The 17,033-nt window shown below is 72.5% G+C and carries 13 protein-coding genes; 9 read left to right on the forward strand and 4 right to left on the reverse strand.

What is annotated here, in order from left to right; genetic code table 11:
* Positions 1-26 precede the first annotated feature (26 nt).
* Complete coding sequence (locus ACFPCY_RS26890) at positions 27-1,025, reverse strand: LacI family DNA-binding transcriptional regulator (RefSeq protein ID WP_378259616.1); 999 nt, start codon at positions 1,023-1,025, stop codon at positions 27-29.
* 97 nt (positions 1,026-1,122) lie between these two features.
* On the opposite strand from ACFPCY_RS26890, the gene ACFPCY_RS26895 reads away from it, so the two are divergent.
* The 3 genes from ACFPCY_RS26895 (at position 1,123) to ACFPCY_RS26905 (ending at position 3,488) form a co-directional block, all read left to right on the forward strand.
* Positions 1,123-2,334: an MFS transporter gene (locus ACFPCY_RS26895; protein ID WP_378259617.1), complete on the forward strand. Its 1,212-nt coding sequence runs from the start codon at positions 1,123-1,125 to the stop codon at positions 2,332-2,334.
* 67 nt (positions 2,335-2,401) lie between these two features.
* Entirely contained in the window at positions 2,402-2,806 is a 405-nt protein-coding gene (locus tag ACFPCY_RS26900) for a DUF6153 family protein (protein WP_378259618.1), read from the forward strand.
* Between the two features lie 58 nt (positions 2,807-2,864).
* Positions 2,865-3,488: a DUF305 domain-containing protein gene (locus ACFPCY_RS26905; protein WP_378259619.1), complete on the forward strand. Its 624-nt coding sequence runs from the start codon at positions 2,865-2,867 to the stop codon at positions 3,486-3,488.
* 15 nt (positions 3,489-3,503) lie between these two features.
* On the opposite strand, the gene ACFPCY_RS26910 is transcribed toward ACFPCY_RS26905, so the two are convergent.
* Entirely contained in the window at positions 3,504-5,069 is a 1,566-nt protein-coding gene (locus ACFPCY_RS26910) for a dolichyl-phosphate-mannose--protein mannosyltransferase (RefSeq protein WP_378259620.1), read from the reverse strand.
* A gap of 446 nt (positions 5,070-5,515) precedes the next feature.
* On the opposite strand from ACFPCY_RS26910, the gene rsmI reads away from it, so the two are divergent.
* Positions 5,516-6,361 carry a 16S rRNA (cytidine(1402)-2'-O)-methyltransferase gene (gene rsmI / locus ACFPCY_RS26915; RefSeq protein ID WP_378259621.1) on the forward strand — a complete coding sequence of 282 codons (846 nt, stop codon included), beginning with the start codon at positions 5,516-5,518 and terminating at the stop codon, positions 6,359-6,361.
* Positions 6,362-6,475: 114 nt separating this feature from the next.
* Positions 6,476-6,778, forward strand: coding sequence for a hypothetical protein (locus ACFPCY_RS26920; protein ID WP_378259622.1), 303 nt, complete (start codon positions 6,476-6,478; stop codon positions 6,776-6,778).
* 131 nt (positions 6,779-6,909) lie between these two features.
* Here ACFPCY_RS26920 and ACFPCY_RS26925 read toward each other — a convergent pair whose 3' ends face one another.
* On the reverse strand, positions 6,910-8,586 hold the full coding sequence (locus ACFPCY_RS26925) for a hypothetical protein (protein ID WP_378259623.1): 1,677 nt from the start codon (positions 8,584-8,586) through the stop codon (positions 6,910-6,912).
* Positions 8,587-8,897: 311 nt separating this feature from the next.
* On the opposite strand from ACFPCY_RS26925, the gene ACFPCY_RS26930 reads away from it, so the two are divergent.
* On the forward strand, positions 8,898-10,202 hold the full coding sequence (locus ACFPCY_RS26930; RefSeq protein WP_378259624.1) for a glycosyltransferase family 2 protein: 1,305 nt from the start codon (positions 8,898-8,900) through the stop codon (positions 10,200-10,202).
* 451 nt (positions 10,203-10,653) lie between these two features.
* Entirely contained in the window at positions 10,654-12,456 is a 1,803-nt protein-coding gene (locus tag ACFPCY_RS26935; protein WP_378259625.1) for a phospholipid carrier-dependent glycosyltransferase, read from the forward strand.
* A gap of 46 nt (positions 12,457-12,502) precedes the next feature.
* On the opposite strand, the gene ACFPCY_RS26940 is transcribed toward ACFPCY_RS26935, so the two are convergent.
* Positions 12,503-14,134, reverse strand: a complete 1,632-nt coding sequence (locus ACFPCY_RS26940; protein ID WP_378259626.1) for an ArnT family glycosyltransferase — start codon at positions 14,132-14,134, stop codon at positions 12,503-12,505.
* Between the two features lie 250 nt (positions 14,135-14,384).
* Between ACFPCY_RS26940 and metG the strand changes: the two genes are divergently transcribed.
* Both metG and ACFPCY_RS26950 read left to right on the forward strand, forming a co-directional pair.
* Positions 14,385-16,181: a methionine--tRNA ligase gene (gene metG, locus ACFPCY_RS26945; protein ID WP_378259627.1), complete on the forward strand. Its 1,797-nt coding sequence runs from the start codon at positions 14,385-14,387 to the stop codon at positions 16,179-16,181.
* Positions 16,178-17,008 (forward strand): TatD family hydrolase, encoded by an 831-nt coding sequence (locus tag ACFPCY_RS26950; RefSeq protein WP_378259628.1) that lies wholly within the window; start codon positions 16,178-16,180, stop codon positions 17,006-17,008. Before metG ends, ACFPCY_RS26950 begins: the two co-directional genes overlap by 4 nt.
* Positions 17,009-17,033: the final 25 nt, after the last annotated feature.

Below are 17,033 nucleotides of genomic sequence, written 5' to 3' on the forward strand. Positions count from 1 at the left end.
CCGTCCCTTTACCCACCGGTTCCCGCCTACTCCACCGGGACGGGCCCCGTCGAGCCCCGGACGACCAGCTCGCCCGGCAGCGACCTCGACGCGGGATGGCCGCCTTCCAGCAGCTCCAGCAGCGCGGTCATGCCCGCCGCGCCCAGCTCGCCCGCGGGGAGCCGGACGGTCGTCAGCTCCGGCTCCAGCGCCGTGGCGAGCAGCACGTCGTCGAAGCCCGTCACCGACAGGTCGCGCGGGATCTCCAGGCCGCGAGCCCGCGCCGCCTTGTACGCTCCGGCGGACATCACGTCGTCGTCGCAGACCAGCGCGGTGGGACGCTCCGGGCGGTCGAGCAGGCGGCCCGCCGCGTCCTTGGCCGCCGCCACGTCCAGCGCGCCGTCCTCGCGGGCGAGGGACGCGCCCGGCACGGCCGCGACGGCGTCGGCGAGGGCCCGGCCGCGCGCGTGGAACGTCCACTGGTCGATGGACGACGCGACGTGCCCGAACCGCCGGTGCCCGAGGCCGGTGAGATGCGTCACGATCGCCCGCATCCCGTCCTCGACGCCGAACACGACGGTCGGGGCCGCCGCGGACGGGTCGGAGTCGAGCATCACGACCGGCGTCCCGGCGAAGCCGCTCATCGCGTCCTCGGCCAGCGACGACGCGAGGATGCCGTCGATCGCCTCGTCCGGCGCGGCGAACGGGCTGTCGGCGGGCCCGGCCGTCTCCGGCCACGGATAGGCGACGATCCCGAAGCCGTGCCGCGCCGCGACCCGCGCGGCGCCGTCGTGCACCGCCCCGAAGAACGGCGCGGTCAGCGTCGGGACGACCAGCAGCACCGTCCGCGTCGAGCCGAGCCGCAGGCTGCGCGCGGCGCGGTTCGGCCGGTACCCGAGCCGCTCGGCCGCGTCGTGGACGGCCGCCACGGTCGCCGGGGACACCCGCCCCGACCACTTCCCGCCCAGCACGAGCGACACCGTGGACTGGGAGACCCCGGCCTCCCGAGCCACGTCCCGGCTCGTAGGACGGCTGGTCATCGGCATAGGAGCAGGCTAGCGGTATCCGACTCGACTCCGGCCGCGCCACGTGGTACGTATGACTAGGTCCAAGTAATACGTATGACTGACCCCTCGGAGTGTGATGCGCGGCTACGTGGAGTTCCTGCGGGCGCCGTTCGCGGCGCGGCTGCTCGGCGGGACCCTGCTCGGGCGGCTGCCCAACGGCATGGCGATGCTGGCCGTCGTGCTGCACGTGCGCGCCGCGGGCGGCGGATACCCGCTGGCCGGGACGCTCGGCGCGGTGCTCGGGATCGCCACGGCCGTCGGCCAGCCCGTCCTCGGCCGCACGATGGACCGGTTCGGGCAGGCGCCGGTCCTGCTTCCGGGCGCCTTCGCGTCCGCCGCCGGGTTCGCGCTGCTCGCGGCGTTCGGGGCCGATCCGCTCCCGGTGACCGTCCTCGCGGTGATCCTGGCCGGGTTCGCGACGCCGCCGCTGGAGGCCGGGCTGCGCGCGCTCTGGCCGTCCGTGCTGGACGGCCGGGAGCAGATCCACGCCGCCTACGCCCTGGACGCCGCCGCCCAGGAGATCCTCTTCACCGTCGGGCCGCTGCTGGTCGTGGCCGCCGCCGCGATCAACACGCCGACCGCGCTGCTGCTCACCGGAGCGCTCGGCATCGCCGGGACGCTCGTGGTCGTCACGTCCCGGCCCTCGCGGCAGTGGCGCGGCGAGCCGCGGTCCGGGGACTGGGCGGGGCCGCTGCGCTCGTCCGGGCTGCGCGTCCTGCTCACCTCGCTGGGCATGGCGGGCATCGCGCTCGGCGTGTACGCGGTCGCCGTCGTCGCCTACGCCGAACGGCTCGACTCGGAGATCGCGTCCGGCGTGCTGCTGGCCGCGATGTCGGCGGGCGCGCTCGTCGGCGGCCTCGTCTACGGCGCGCGGGACTGGCCGGGCGAGCTGCACGTCCGGCTGCCCTGGCTGCTGGCCCTGCTCGCCGCCGGGTACGCGCCGCTCACCTGGGCGCCGGGACTGCCGGTCATGAGCGTCCTGGCGTTCGTCAGCGGCGTGTTCCTCGCGCCCACGCTGGCCTGCTCGTTCTCGCTGGTGGACCGGCTCGCCCCGACCGGGACGGTCACCGAGGCGTTCGCCTGGATCGTCGCCGCGATCGGCGCGGGCGGCGCGCTCGGCTCGTTCGTCTCCGGCTACGGCGAGCACCTCGGCGGCGTGCCCGGCGCGTTCGCCGGCGCGGGCCTCGGCGGCGTCCTCGCCCTGGTGGTCTGCCTGCTCGGCCACCGCACCCTCCGTCCGCGCCCGGTCCGCGCGGACGCCCCGATCTGCGGCGCGCCGGTCTCCTGAGCCACCCCTCAGGACCGGCGCGCCGCTCCCTTCACCCCCGCCTCCCCCCGGCGGGTAGGATCGCAGCATGAACGGGCGGGGGGTATCTCGGGGCGCGGCGCTGACGCTGCTCCTGACCGCCCTGCTCGCCGGCCTCTTCCTCATGCACGGGGTCTCCGCGAGCCCGTCCCCGATCCACTTCTCCGACCCCGTCCAGGTCACGGTGCCGGCGCCGGCCCACCACGCGCCCCACGCGATGCCGGGGGCCGCGGTCTCCGCACATGCGGGGATGGCGCACGACATGGGCGGATGCCTGGGCGGGACGGTCTGCCTGGCCCTCCTGGTGTTCGGCGTCCTGGCCGTCGCCCTGGCCGGACGGTCCGTCGCGCTGCTTCCCGCGCGGCTTCCGGCGGGTGTCCGCCTGCGTCGTCGGCGCGGGCCGCCATCGGGCCGTCCGCCCGATCTCCACCGGCTCTGCGTGCTGCGGCTGTAGAGGTCCGTCCGTCCTCGACGAACGGTCCAACCAGCACGCGAAAAGTGGAGATCGACAAATGAAGAAGCAGCGCATCCTGGCCATCGGCATGGCTGCGGCCGTCCTCGGGTTCGGCGCGGTGGCCTGCGGTGACTCCGGCAAGAAGGACGAGCCGTCCGGGCACGAGGGCATGTCGATGCCGTCCGCCACGGCGCCGGCCTCGCAGAACGGGCACAACGCGCAGGACGTGATGTTCGCGCAGATGATGATCCCGCATCACCGGCAGGCCGTCGCGATGGCCAAGACCGTCCTCGCGAAGGGCGCCGACCCGAAGGTGAGGAACCTCGCCGGACGGATCGAGAAGGCGCAGGCTCCGGAGATCGAGAAGATGTCCGGATGGCTGAAGGCGTGGGGCGAGTCCGTCCCGGCCGAGGGCGACGGCGGCCACGCGACGTCCGGGATGGGGCACGCGATGCCCGGCATGATGACCGGGAAGCAGATGGCCGCCTTCGGCAGGGCGTCCGGCAAGGACGTCGACCGGATGTTCCTGACCATGATGATCGAGCACCACAAGGGCGCGGTGACCATGGCCGAGCAGGAGCGGAAGTCCGGCGCGTCCGCGGAGGCCAGGGCGCTGGCGGACGAGATCGTCCGGGCGCAGCAGGCCGAGATCACCGAGATGGGCGGCCTGCTGAGGTCCTGACCGCCGGTCCGGCGGCTAGATCCAGGACTTGAACCAGATCCGGTCGTGCCAGGCGTCGAAGCTGATCACCTGGGCGGACAGGATCGGGTAGAAGTAGGCGAAGTTCGCCAGCACCACCAGCAGGAACGCGCCCGTCGCGGCCGCGCCGAGCACCCGGCGCGGCCCCGGCGGGCGCTCCGGCCCGATCAGGTACCCGAGCACCAGCACGATCGCGATGATCATGAACGGGACCATCGGGGTGGCGTAGAACAGGAACATCGTCCGGTCCGCGAACGCCGACGGGAACCAGGTGAGCCAGCCCGCGGTGAACCCCAGCACGGCCGACCCGGCCCGCCAGTCGCGCGTCACCAGCCAGATGCCGAGGGCCAGGACCAGGGCGAGGATCGCGCCCCACCACAGCGCCGGCGTGCCGATGCCGAGGATCTCGCTGGAGCACTTGCTCGCCCCGCAACCCGACGGCTCGGTGTAGTAGAACGCCACCGGACGCCGCAGGATCGGCCAGTCCCACGGCCACGACTGGTACGGATGGTGGTCGTGCAGGCCGTTGTGGAAGTCCAGCATCTCCCGGTGGTACTTCCACAGCTTCGGCATCGCCTCGAACGGCCGCCACAGCGGGTTCGACGACGGCCTGCCCCGGTCCCAGCCGCCCGCGTTGAAGATCCAGCCCGACCACGTCACCAGGTAGGTGACGAGCGAGACCAGCACGAGCTGCACGAACGCCGGGACCGCGTCCAGCATCAGGGTGCCGAGCATCGGCTCGCGGACCCCCGCCGCGCGCCGCGCGCCGTAGTCCCAGCAGACGACCATCAGGCCGAAGGCGGCGATGTAGAAGACGCCCGTCCACTTGGTGGCGACGGCCATGCCGAGGCAGACCCCGGCGGCGATCCGCCACCCGTGCAGGACGAACGGCCCGTACACCGACGTCTCGCCGCGTTCGATCCTGTCGGCCAGGCGCTGCCGCGACCGGTCCCGGTCCACGACCAGGCAGCCGAACCCGGCGAGGACCCAGAACATGACGAACACGTCGAGCAGCGCGGCGCGTCCGGTCACGAACGACAGGCCGTCCAGCGCGAGCAGCAGGCCCGCCGCGCAGCCGAGCAGCGTCGAACCGGTCATCCTGCGCACCACGCGGGCGAGGATCAGGACCGCGAGCGTCCCGCACAGCGCGGGCATGAACCGCCAGCCGAACGGCGTCGCGCCGAACAGCTGCTCGCCGATCGCGATCATCCACTTGCCCGCCGGCGGATGGACGACGAAGCTGCCGCCGTCCGTCCAGATGTTGGCGTGCGGGTCGGCGATGAGCATCTTGTCGGCGTCCTTCACCGTCGTGTGCTCGTAGCCGAACTTCAGCAGCGACAGCGCGTCCTTGGCGTAGTAGGTCTCGTCGAAGACCACCGCCTTGGGCGAGCCGAGCCGGTAGAAGCGCAGCAGCGCGGCGAGCGCCGTCACCAGCAGCGGCCCCGCCCAGCCGAGCAGCGCGCCGCCCGGCACCGGCGGCGCCAGCCAGTCGCGCAGCCTCGGCGCGCGCGGATGCCGCGGGGCCGGCTCGGCCTCGGCGGGCGTGAAGTCCGTCATCGCCATCCGCCCATCGTACGGGCAGCCCCCGCGCGCAAACGCGGACCTTCCGGGACGCCTCCGGACCTCCACCTCCCCGCCCGCCCCCAGTGCCCCGCCACACCGCGCGCTGAGGCGATCGCGGCGCGTCGTCCGGGCCGCTCGCGTTGAGCGTGTCGCGCGAGCACGGGGCGAGCACGGCGGCGCGGACCGGGCGGGGCGCGGACCGGGCGCGGGCGGGGCACGGGCGGCGGCGCGGGCGGCGGCGCGGAGGGGGCGCGGGCGGGGCGCGGACGGGGCGCGGGCGGGGCGTGGACAGGGCCTGGACGGGGGCGCGGGCGGGGCGCGGACGGGGCGCGGGCGGGGCGCGGACGGGGCGCGGGCGGGGCGCGGACCGGGCGCGGGCGGGGCACGGGCGGGGAGCGGTGGAGCGGGCGGGCTTGGGGGCGGTGGGGAGCGGCGAGAATGGGGGCATGACGGCTGACACCGGAACCCTGCTGCTGGCGGCGGCGCCGATCGGACGGCCCGAGGACGCCTCGCGGCGGCTGCTCGCGGCGCTCGCGGACGTCCCGGTCGTCGCGGCCGAGGACACCCGGCGGCTGCGCCGGCTCGCCGCCGACCTCGGCGTGGAGATCACCGGCCGGGTCCTCGCGCACCACGAGCACAACGAGCGCGCCAGCGTGGACGGCCTGCTCGCCGAGCTGCTCGCCGGACGGGACGTCCTGGTCATCACCGACGCCGGGATGCCGGGCGTGTCGGACCCGGGCTACCGGCTCGTCCGCGCGGCCGTCTCGGAGGGCGTCCCGGTGACCGTGCTGCCCGGTCCGTCCGCGGTGACCACGGCCCTGGTGGTTTCGGGCCTGCCCACCGACCGTTTCTGCTTCGAGGGTTTCGCGCCGCGCAAACAGGGCGAGCGGGCGCGCCGTTTCTCCTCCCTAGCGGACGAGCGGCGCACGATGGTCTTCTTCGAGTCGCCGCGCCGCCTCGCCGACACGCTCGCCGCGATGGCCGAGGCGTTCGGCCGGGACCGTCCGGCGGCGGTGTGCCGGGAGCTGACCAAGACCTACGAGGAGGTCCGCCGGGGAACCCTCGCCGAGCTGGCCAAATGGGCCGCGAACGGCGTGCTCGGCGAGATCACGATCGTGGTGGGCGGGGCGCCCGAACGGGCCGGGCTGTCCGAGCCGTCCGACCTGGCGGCGGCCGTCGCGGACCGGGAGGCGGCGGGCGTGGCGCGCAAGCAGGCCATCGTGGAGATCGCGAAGGAGAACGGCCTGCCCAAGCGCGTCGTCTACGACGCGGTCGTCACGGCCAGTAAATAGTCACTACCGGCGGAACGCTCCAAAGGTAGGATTGTGGGGAATAAACACCTCGGGCTCCGGATCGGGAGAAGGATGGAACCCGTCTGTTAGGACGTCCACCGAGGGGGTGGGGCCGTGCACGACGCATGGTCGAACCACGAGGTCTGGGTGTACGAGTGCCAGAACTGCGGCGGGACCTGGGACGAGGAGTTCGAGGTCCGGCACGTCGCCGACGGGCACGGCGGTGAGGCGGTCGCCTACGAGCACGACGGCCACTCCTGCACCACGCCCTGGACCGACCACGTGTGCCCGGACTGCCAGCGCGCCCGGGTCAGGGCATGGCCGGCCCCGTGGCGGCGCCGCCGCGCGGTGCCCCCGACGCGGAAGGGGGACGACCTCGAACTCGTCTTCCGCCTCCGCCGCCTGCACGCGTACTGACCATCGACGACGATCCGCCGCGACCGGCTGCCGCTCCAGGCGCGCCGGTCGACGGGCGCCGGTCGACGGTCGCCGGTCGACGATCGCCGGACGGCCGTCGTGGCACGGCCGTCGTCAGGCGGTCGTCGGCGTCAGGCGGCGGCGATCTCCGCCTCGGGCTCGGGCTGCGAGGCGGGAGCGGGCTTCTTCCGCCAGAACATGAGGCGGGCGTAGCGGGTCCGGACGTCCTGCTGGAAGGCCATGCCCGCGGCCAGGCAGGCCAGCGGGACGGCGGGGAGGACGTAGCGGTAGTCGAACTCCGCGGTCGCGGCGGGGGCCAGGAGCAGCCCGACCGCGAGGACCAGGGGGAGGATCGCCGCGCCGCCGAAACGGCGCCAGAGCGGCAGCATGCCCGCCACGCCGATCATCAGCAGGACGCCGACCAGCGTGCCGCGCAGGTAGACGTACTGCTGGTAGGTGTGCATGAAGCCGGCGAAGGGCTGGGTCAGCCGGGTGCGCGCCGCGCCGTGCTCGTAGGCGTTGGCCTCCTCGGCGGCGGTCGCGCCGCTGCCCATGGGCCAGGTCGGCAGCGGGCGGGCCCTGGTGCCGAACTCGTACTGCGAGTAGGTGGACTTGTCCGGGAAGACCGTCCGGTCCCAGTCGAAGACGCGGAAGAAGTCGTGCGCGACGGTCCGGGCGTAGTCGCCGGGCTGGGCCATGATCACGCGCTTGGCGTAGTCGTTGCCGAGGCGGTTCTTCTCTGGGTCCCAGCGGGTGCCGGTGTAGCGGTTGAGCGGGGACGCGGCGTTCCAGATGCCGTCCTGCGAGTTGGGCAGCCGGGTGCCGTCCTTCTCGGTGCAGAGGATCATCTCCTCCACCGGCAGGTTCTTGATCTTGTGGCAGTCGGCGAACTTGTAGACCCGGGCGAACAGGAAGAACCCGTTGCTCTCGGTGATCGCGAACTTGCCCTCCTCGGCCTGGTACCAGGACATGTAGGCCACCACCGGGACGGCGCAGGCGACCACCGTCGCGGCCAGCACGCGCCAGTTCATCCAGCGGACGACCATGTAGCCGAGGACGCCGAGCAGCACCGGCAGCCCGACCGAGCGGGTGAGCCAGGACAGGCCGATGACCAGGCCGATCGCCGCGCCGATCCGCCAGGACGGGCGGTCCTTCCAGAGCAGCAGCGTGACCGCGAGCATGGTCAGGAAGGTGAACTGGACGTCCGACAGCACCAGCTGCTCAAGCTGGATCTGGTAGGCGTCCAGCAGGACGGGGACGGCCGCGAGCGTCGCGCCCCAGCCGGGCAGCGAGAACCGGTGCCGCAGCAGCGCGTAGACCATCAGGCCCATGGCGAGGCCCATCAGGTGCTGGACGCCGACGACCAGGGCGAAGCTGTGGAACGGCTTGAGCATCCACAGGTAGAAGGAGTAGCCGTCCGGCCGGAGCTGGTGCGGGTACGGCTTCAGCGCCACGTGGAGGTAGTCGAAGCTGTCGTTGAAGAACATCGCGGGCCGGTAGCCGACCATCGCGATCCCGCGCAGCACCGCCGCTATGACGAGGATCACAGTGAACAGTGGGTTGCGCCGAACTGAACGGCCGAGATAAGAGGCCGCGCGCCGCGCCCGGTCACCGACCGAAACGCGCTGGTCACTCCGCGAGTCGGCCGCCGCGGCGTCCTGTTCGGCGGCCTGCTCGGCGGCGTCGATCACGGCCTGGATCTCGGTCTCGGCGACCTGATCGCCCGCGCCGGCGGCGGGCGGGTCCAGGGCCGCCCCGCCGGCCGCCGCCGGGACCTGCGTCGCCCCGTCCACCGGGGGTTTCGCCATCGCGGCGCCTCCTGACTTCGCTCCCGGGGCCGGCCCGGCGGATCCCCGTTCTCCCGCCTGCGTCACAGCGCCCCCACCCCTTCCGGGCCGAGGTGCCCGTATGCTTGTGCCCCTAGAGTGCCGCCGGCGGCCGCGGCGGAGAGGGCCTTCGAGTTGCGAACAGGCAACACGATACGGGCGCTCTCGAGCGGTGCGGCCCGCATCATCCGTCTCCGGCGGGCATCATGAGCTATGACGGGCCGTCCGGCGGAACAAGTCGAGAGTAGTTGAAAGTGCCGCAGACGGTCACCAGGGGTAACGAAGGAGATCGCGTGGAACTCTCCGTAGTGATGCCATGTCTGAACGAGGCCGAGACCCTCGAAACCTGCATCCGCAAGACGCTGGCGTTCTTCGAGGAGCAGGGCATCGATGGCGAGGTCGTCATCGCGGACAACGGCAGCACCGACGGCAGCCAGCAGATCGCCCGCGAGGCCGGGGCCCGCGTGGTGCCGGTCGCCGACCGGGGCTACGGCAACGCGCTGATGGGCGGCATCCGCGCGGCCCGCGGCAAGTACGTGGCCATGGGCGACGCGGACGACTCCTACGACTTCGCGACCCTCGGCCCCTTCCTGGAGGACCTGCGCGACGGCGCCGACCTCGTCATGGGCAACCGGTTCCAGGGCGGGATCGCCGACGGCGCGATGCCGCCGCTGCACCGCTACCTGGGCAACCCGGTGCTGAGCTTCATCGGGCGGCTGTTCTTCGGCAGCAAGATCGGCGACTTCCACTGCGGGCTGCGCGCCTTCAACAAGGAGTCGATCCTGCGGCTCGGCCTGCAGACCGGCGGCATGGAGTTCGCCAGCGAGATGGTCGTCAAGGCGACCCTCGCCAAGCTGGACATCCGGGAGCGGCCGACCACGCTGTCGCAGGACGGCCGGTCCCGTCCGCCGCACCTGAACACCTGGCGGGACGGCTGGCGTCATCTCCGCTTCCTTCTGCTCTACAGCCCGCGCTGGCTGTTCCTGATCCCCGGCCTCGTCTTTATGACGCTCGGACTGGTCGCCGGGATCGCGCTGTCGTTCGGCCCGGTCCGCATCGGCGACATCGCCTTCGACGTCGACACCCTCGTGGGCGCGGGCGCGGCGATGGTCATCGGCTTCCAGGCGGTGATCTTCGCGGTCCTCACCAAGGTGTACGCCGCGCAGGAGGGCTTCCTGCCCACCGACACGCGCGTCCGCAAGCTGACCTCCTGGCTGAGCATGGAGAAGGGCCTGGTCCTCGGCGGCCTGCTGGCCCTCGCGGGCCTCGCCGGACTGGTCGCCTCGGTCATGCACTGGCGGGTCAACAACTTCGGCGAGCTCGACCCGCGGCACTCGCTGCGCATCGTCGTGCCGTCCGCGACGGCGCTGGTGATGAGCTTCCAGACGATCTTCGGGGCGATGTTCGTCTCGATCCTCGGCATCCGCCGCCGCCAGCACCCGCCGCTGGTGGACGCCGCCGACGAGGCCGCGGGCGTCGTGGACGCCGCGGTCGAGAAGGTCGCGGTCGAGCGCAAGAAGGCCGACTCCGAGAAGGCCGCCGCCTCCGCCGAGGCCGGGACGGCCGAGAAGGCGGACCCGGAGAAGACCGGGGCCTGACCGCCGGGTCACCTCACACCGCCCCGCACTGCACCGCACCCCCGCACTGCTTCACCGCACCGCACTGCTTCACCGCACCGCACCGCTTCACCGCACCGCCGCGCCGCATTTCCGCGGCACGCCGCATCGCATCGCATGACCGCGCACGGCGGCACTCTCGACGCCGCGCGATCTCACACCCCTGGCGAGCCCCGGGCCCTCGGGCCGGGGCTCGTTCGTCGTTCCCGCCATTCACGGCGCGAACCCGGAGCGGGCCGAACCGGAATGGCCGTATGGGGCCGCCGTCCCCGCGAAAGTGACGTCCCGGTGAAGCGTGGATGACCGTCCGTCGCGTATGCCGAGAAGTTGCTGAGTGTTTCCTGGCCGACGGGGTTGGCGGCGCCGGGCTGTGGCAGCCTGAGAAGGCGATGGATCAACCGTTTGCGACCGTCCGCGCCCGGCCGCCGGTCCGATGCTGACCGATCCCGCCGCGGCGACCGGGGAAACCAGGCAGGCCGAGCGGCCGGCCCCGTCGAGGACGCGGGCCGACGCCGGTTCCGGCCTTTCCGAAGGACGGCGGCGCTGGGGCCTGCTGCTCCTGTTCGGCTGGATCGCGCAGGTCGGCGTCCGGCTGGTGTTCGCGAGCGGGCAGACGATGCCGGTCGCCACGCCGGACGAGACGGGCTACCTGTTCGCCGCGCGGGTCCTCACCGGCGGGCCGCCCGCCGACATGTCCTACGGGACGGTCTACCGGGGCGGCTATCCGATGCTGCTCCTGCCCGCGTTCAAGCTCGCGCACGACCCGGACACCGTTTACCGGCTGTGCCTGCTCACGAACGCTCTGGTCGGTGCGCTGGTATTGCCGCTCGCCTATGTGCTGCTCCGCAGGTTCGGCCTCTCCCGCGGACGGTCCTGCCTTTTCGCGAATGTCGTGGCGTTGCTGCCCGCCGCCGTTTTCTACAGCGAGTTCGTGCTGACCGACGCCGTTCTTCCGGCCGTCGTCCTCGGCTGGCTGCTTCTCACGCACACCTGGCTCACGAGTGAGAATCCGCGAATTCAGCCGGCCGCCGCGATCGGCGCCTCTTTGCTGGCCGGATACGCGTGCGCGGCCCATTCACGCGGCGTGGTGATCATCGCCGTCCACGCCCTTCTCGTCCTGGTGGCGACCGTGCGGCGGTGGCGTCCGGTCTGGCAGTCGGCGCTCGCGCTGGCGGCGCTGGCGGCGGTCTTCCTCGCCGGGACGAAGCTGAACGCCCACCTGTTCCACGTGCTGTACCCGGCCGGCGACAACGATCTCGAAGGCAACCTGTTGCGGCGGCTGACCAGTGCGAGCGGCCTCGGCTGGACGTTCTCGCTGGCCGTGGGGCAGGTCTGGTACCTGATCGTCGGCACCGGCGGGCTCGCCGGCATCGGGCTGCTCGGCTGCGGCTCGCTGGCCGTCCGGCGCGGCACCGAGGCGCGGCTGCGGGCGCTCGCGCTGGCGGTCCTGGCGTCGATCGCGGGGATCGCGGTCGCCACGTCCGCCGCGCTGCCCGACGAGGTGCGGGTCGGGAACTACGTCTACGGCCGCTACCTGGCCTGTTTCGCGCCGGTGCTGGTCGCGGCGGGGATCGCGGTGCTCGTCCAGGCGTCCCGGCGGACGCTGGGCTGGGCGGCCGGCGGGACGGTCGTGCTCGCCGCCGCGTCCGGGGCCGTCGTGTACGCGTACGCGGGAAGCCGCCTGACCAGGTACGTCTTCACCCCGTTCGATTTCCCCGAGTCGTCTTTCCTGACTCTGGACTGGCACCGTTTCCACCTGTGGCGCGCGACCGTCGCGGGGCTGGTGCTGCTCGGGCTGGCCGTCCTGGTCGTGTGGGCGCTGCGCGGGCGCGCGGCCATGGCCGTCCTCGCCGGGACGCTCGTCGCCGTCGAGGCCGGCATGACCGGGACGGCCACGGCGGAGATCGCCCGCCCGCTCGTCCGCGAGTTCGGCCCGATCGCCCGGCTGGACGGCGTGGCCCGGCCCGGCGACCGGGTCGCGGTGGACTGGCAGGTGCCCTGGAAGGTGCGGCTCCCGATGCTCTACGACGCCGGGCTCCACCGGCCGCTGGAGTTCGACGGCAACCGGCGCAAGCCGCCCGCGCACCGGGCGAACCTGATCATCCTGGACTGGCGGCGTCCCGGGCACGTCCCGGCGGAGCGGACCTGGAAGAAGGGCACGCCGCCGCCCGGCTGGCACATCGTCGCGAAGCGGACCAGCAAGGACGGCAGCTGGGTCGCTTGGCGCCGCGACTGACCCCGCCTACCGCCGTCCGACCGCGACCGGCCGTCCTCGAAGCGGATCAGTGCAGGTCGGAGCGGTCGGCCGGGGTGAGCTTCGGCGGGACCTGGCCGAGCGTGGACGGGTGGTCCCAGATCTGCAGGACGCCGTCGGACGACTTCCAGAGGCGCTGCCAGCCCTTCGCCCGCCGGGGCCGCCAGCCGCCGAGCACCTGCGCCTCCTGGCCGCGCCAGCGCGTCCACAGGACGGGCGCGCTGAACGCCTCGACCGGCAGGCTGTAGTGGTCGTGCGGCCAGGACTCGATGCGGCCGTTCCAGGTCCTGCGGCCCCACGGATCGCGGACGTAGAAGGTCAGCGTCTGCGCGAGCCGCCGGTCGGAGTAGATCGTCGTGATGTCGTTCCGGCCGCGCAGCCAGGTCCTCAGCTCGTTCCAGGCGGTGTCGCGCGGCAGGTCCGGGACGGCCCGGACGCACACGACGACGTACGAGGCGGCCACCACGACGGCGAGGGCCGCCGCGGGGGTGCGGAGCCGCCGCCTCGGACCGTCCGGAACGCGCTGCCACAGCAGGGCGACCGTCCCGAAACCGCCCGCGAGCAGGGCCGGGAGGACGGCGTCCCAGTAGCGGGGGAGCCAGGCGCGCAGCGAGATCGACTGCGGGTTCAGCACCCCCGACAGCAGCGTGATCGGGACGCCGAGGGCGAGGAACCAGACCAGGACGAGCAGCAGCCGCCGGTCCCGGGTGGCCGCCCAGCCGACCACGGTCAGCGCGAGCGCCGCGATGAACACCGAGCCGAGAGCGCTCCAATCATGGAACGCGCGGGTGAACGACTCGGCGGCGAGCGTGCGCGTGACGCGGTCGCGGGACAGCCCGCCGTGCTCGGCTGCCGAGATGATCCCGGCGAGCGGGTTCCCCCAGACGATCTGGTTGTGCACGAAATCGGCCCCGAAGACGACCGCCATCGGGATCCCGATCGTGATGTTGCGCCGCCACGGAATCCGCAGGAGGACGAGGAAGACCGGGATGACGACGAACATCAGCGCGACGAACTCGCGGCTCAGGAAGGCCAGCCCGTAGGCGGTTCCGGCGGCGACGAGCCAGCGCGTCCGGTCCCGTCCCGTCCGGCGGGACGCGGTGACGAGCGCGGCCATCCCCAGCGAGAACAGCCCCGCGCCGGGCATGTCCGGCAGCATCACGCCGGTGGACCAGCCGAGCTCGTGCCCGTACGGGTTCGTCATCGTGAACAGCGGGTTGACCAGGATCACCAGCACGGACGCCAGGCCCGCCACGTTTCCGAACAGCGACCGGACGGCCAGGAAGCACCCGACGAAGAACAGCGCCACGCCGACGGCCGTGACCGTGAAGTAGGCGATCTGGCCCGGCCCGAGGACCTCCTGCGCCAGCCGGGCGGGCAGCACCAGCCCCACCCGCGTCACCTGGTGCGGGACCTCGGAGAACGGCCACTGCTCCAGCGGGATGTGCGGCCAGTCGCGGGCCGCGAGCCACACGTAGTACGGGTCGAAGTACAGCGGCGGCACCATGAGGACGTACTGGAGGCCCACCCCGCAGGCGGCGACCAGGGCGCAGAGCGCCAGCGCGAGCCGATGCCGCCGGAACGGGCCCGGCCGGGGCGCCCCGGCCTCGCCGACCGAGGGTTCAGAGACGGCCGTCCGGGCCGCATCCGCGTCTACCAAAACCCGCTCCCGCTCAGCGTCTCCGCACGTCATCGGCCAGGTCAGCAGGTTAGCCCCCGATCCCCGGCCGGGCCGTGCGACGACGCCGAACCGTCAGTCAGCTTTCAGGAACCGTCCGCCTGGACGTGCTCGCTTGTTCGGACTTCTCGCGCCGTTCCCGACTCGTTCCCCTCCCGTTCCCGTCCGGCGGGGTTATCCACAGGGCGGATATCGGTTCGGACGGCGCGGGCGCGCCCTCTACCCTTGAGACATGTCCTCGTCGAGCCGACACATCCTCACCGCGCCCGCCTGGCCGTACGCCAACGGGCCCCGCCACCTCGGGCACGTCTCCGGTTTCGCGCTGCCCGCCGACATGTTCAGCCGCTACCAGCGGATGGCGGGCAACCAGGTCCTGATGGTGAGCGGCACCGACGAGCACGGCACGCCGATCCAGGTCCAGGCCGACAAGGAGGGCGTGTCCGCCCGCGAGCTCGCCGACCGCTACAACCTCGCCATCGCGCAGGACCTGCACGGTCTCGGCATGAGCTACGACCTGTTCACCCGGACGACCACGCGCAACCACTACGCCGTCGTCCAGGAGATCTTCAAGGGCCTGTACGACAACGGGTACATCTTCCCCAAGACGACGATGGGCGCGATCTCGCCGTCCACCGGCCGCACGCTGCCCGACCGCTACATCGAGGGCACCTGCCCGATCTGCGGCTACGACGGCGCGCGCGGCGACCAGTGCGACAACTGCGGCAACCAGCTCGACCCGATCGACCTGATCGACCCGGTGTCGCGGATCAACGGCGAGAAGCCGAAGTTCGTCGAGACCGAGCACTTCATGCTCGACCTGCCCGCCTTCACCGAGGTGCTCGGCCGGTACCTGAAGTCCAAGCAGGGCCAGTGGCGGCCGAACGTGCTGAAGTTCGCCCTGAACCTGCTCGACGACCTCCAGCCGCGCGCGATCTCCCGCGACCTCGACTGGGGCGTCCCGATCCCGCTGGACGGCTGGCGCGAGAACCCGGCCAAGAAGCTGTACGTCTGGTTCGACGCGGTCGTCGGCTACTTCTCGGCGTCGGTCGAGTGGGCGCGGCGCTCGGGCGACCCGGAGGCCTGGCGCGCCTGGTGGCAGGACCCGAACGCCCTGTCCTACTACTTCATGGGCAAGGACAACATCGTCTTCCACGCCGAGATCTGGCCGGCGATGCTGTTCGGCTACGACGGCCAGGGCGACAAGGGCGGCACGCCGGGCTCGCTCGGCGCGCTGAACGTGCCGACCGAGGTCGTGTCGTCGGAGTTCCTGACCATGGAGGGCCGCAAGTTCTCCTCGTCCCGCCAGGTCGTGATCTACGTCCGGGACTTCCTCGAACGCTACGACGTGGACGCGCTGCGGTACTACATCGCGGTCGCCGGGCCGGAGAACAACGACACCGACTTCACCTGGTCGGAGTTCGTCCGGCGCAACAACGACGAGCTGGTCGCGGCCTGGGGCAACCTGGTCAACCGGTCGGTGAACATGGCCGCCAAGAACTACGGCGCGATCCCGGCGCCGGGCGACCTCACCGACGCCGACCGGGCGCTGCTCGCGCGCAGCCGCGAGGCGTTCGGCAAGGTCGGGGCCGAACTCGACCGGTCCCGGTTCAAGAACGGCATCTCCGAGGCGCTGGACGTCGTCCGGGACGCCAACCGCTACCTGTCGGACCAGGCGCCCTGGAAGCTGAAGGACGACCCGGCCCGCGTCCAGTCGATCCTGTACACCGCGCTCCAGGTCGTGGACGACGCCAAGTCGCTGCTCACGCCGTTCCTGCCGTCCTCGTCGCAGAAGGTGCACGAGATGCTCGGCGGCGAGGGCGTGTGGGCCGCGCAGCCGCGGCTGGAGACCGTCTCGGAGGAGGGCGGCCCCGACTACCCGATCCTGACCGGCGACTACGCCGCCGAGAAGGCCGTCTGGGAGTCGCGTCCGATCACGCCGGGCGTGCCGCTCGCCAAGCCGACGCCGCTGTTCAGGAAGCTGGACGACGCGGTCGTCGAGGAGGAGCTGGCCCGGCTGGAGGGCGAGTGAGCGGGACGGAGGGCACCGACGGCGAGGCCCCGCGCGCGTTCCCGCCGCTGCCCGACCGGCTGCCGGTCGACGTCTTCGACAGCCACTGCCATCTCGACCTGGTCGGGCTGCCGGTGGAGGAGCAGCTCGCGTCCGCGAAGGCGGCGGGCATCACCCGGATCGTCACGATCGGGGTCGACCTGCCGTCCTCGCGGCTGTGCGTCGAGACCGCGGGCGAGTTCGACGACGTCTACGCGGGCGTCGCGATCCACCCGAACGACTCGACGGGCGTCGGCGACGACGTCCTGAACGACATCGCCGAGCTCGCCCGGCATCCGAAGGTGCGCGCGATCGGCGAGACCGGTCTCGACTACTACCGCGACTGGGCCCCGAAGGACGACCAGCACCGCTCGTTCCGCGCGCACATCGAGATCGCCAAGCGCACCGGCAAGGCGCTGGTCATCCACGACCGCGACGCGCACGACGACGTGCTGCGCGTCCTCGACGAGGAGGGCGCGCCCGAGCGCACGGTGTTCCACTGCTTCTCGGGCGACGCCGCGATGGCCGAGGTGTGCGTCGAGCGCGGCTACGTGATGAGCTTCGCGGGCAACGTCACCTTCAAGAACGCCCAGCCGCTCCGCGAGGCCCTGGACGTCGCCCCGCTCGACCTGATCCTCGTCGAGACGGACGCGCCGTTCCTCACACCGGTGCCGAACCGGGGCAAGCCGAACGCGTCCTACCTGATCCCGCACACCGTCCGCTTCATGGCCGACTACAAGAGCGTGCGGCTGGACGACCTCTGCGAGGCCATCGCCGCCAACGGCGAGCGCGTCTTCGGTCCCTGGTGACCACTTCGCCGTAGCCCGTTGCCGC

Origin of the sequence: Actinomadura gamaensis (assembly GCF_042652125.1) — a bacterium.
Taxonomy (GTDB): domain Bacteria; phylum Actinomycetota; class Actinomycetes; order Streptosporangiales; family Streptosporangiaceae; genus Spirillospora; species Spirillospora gamaensis.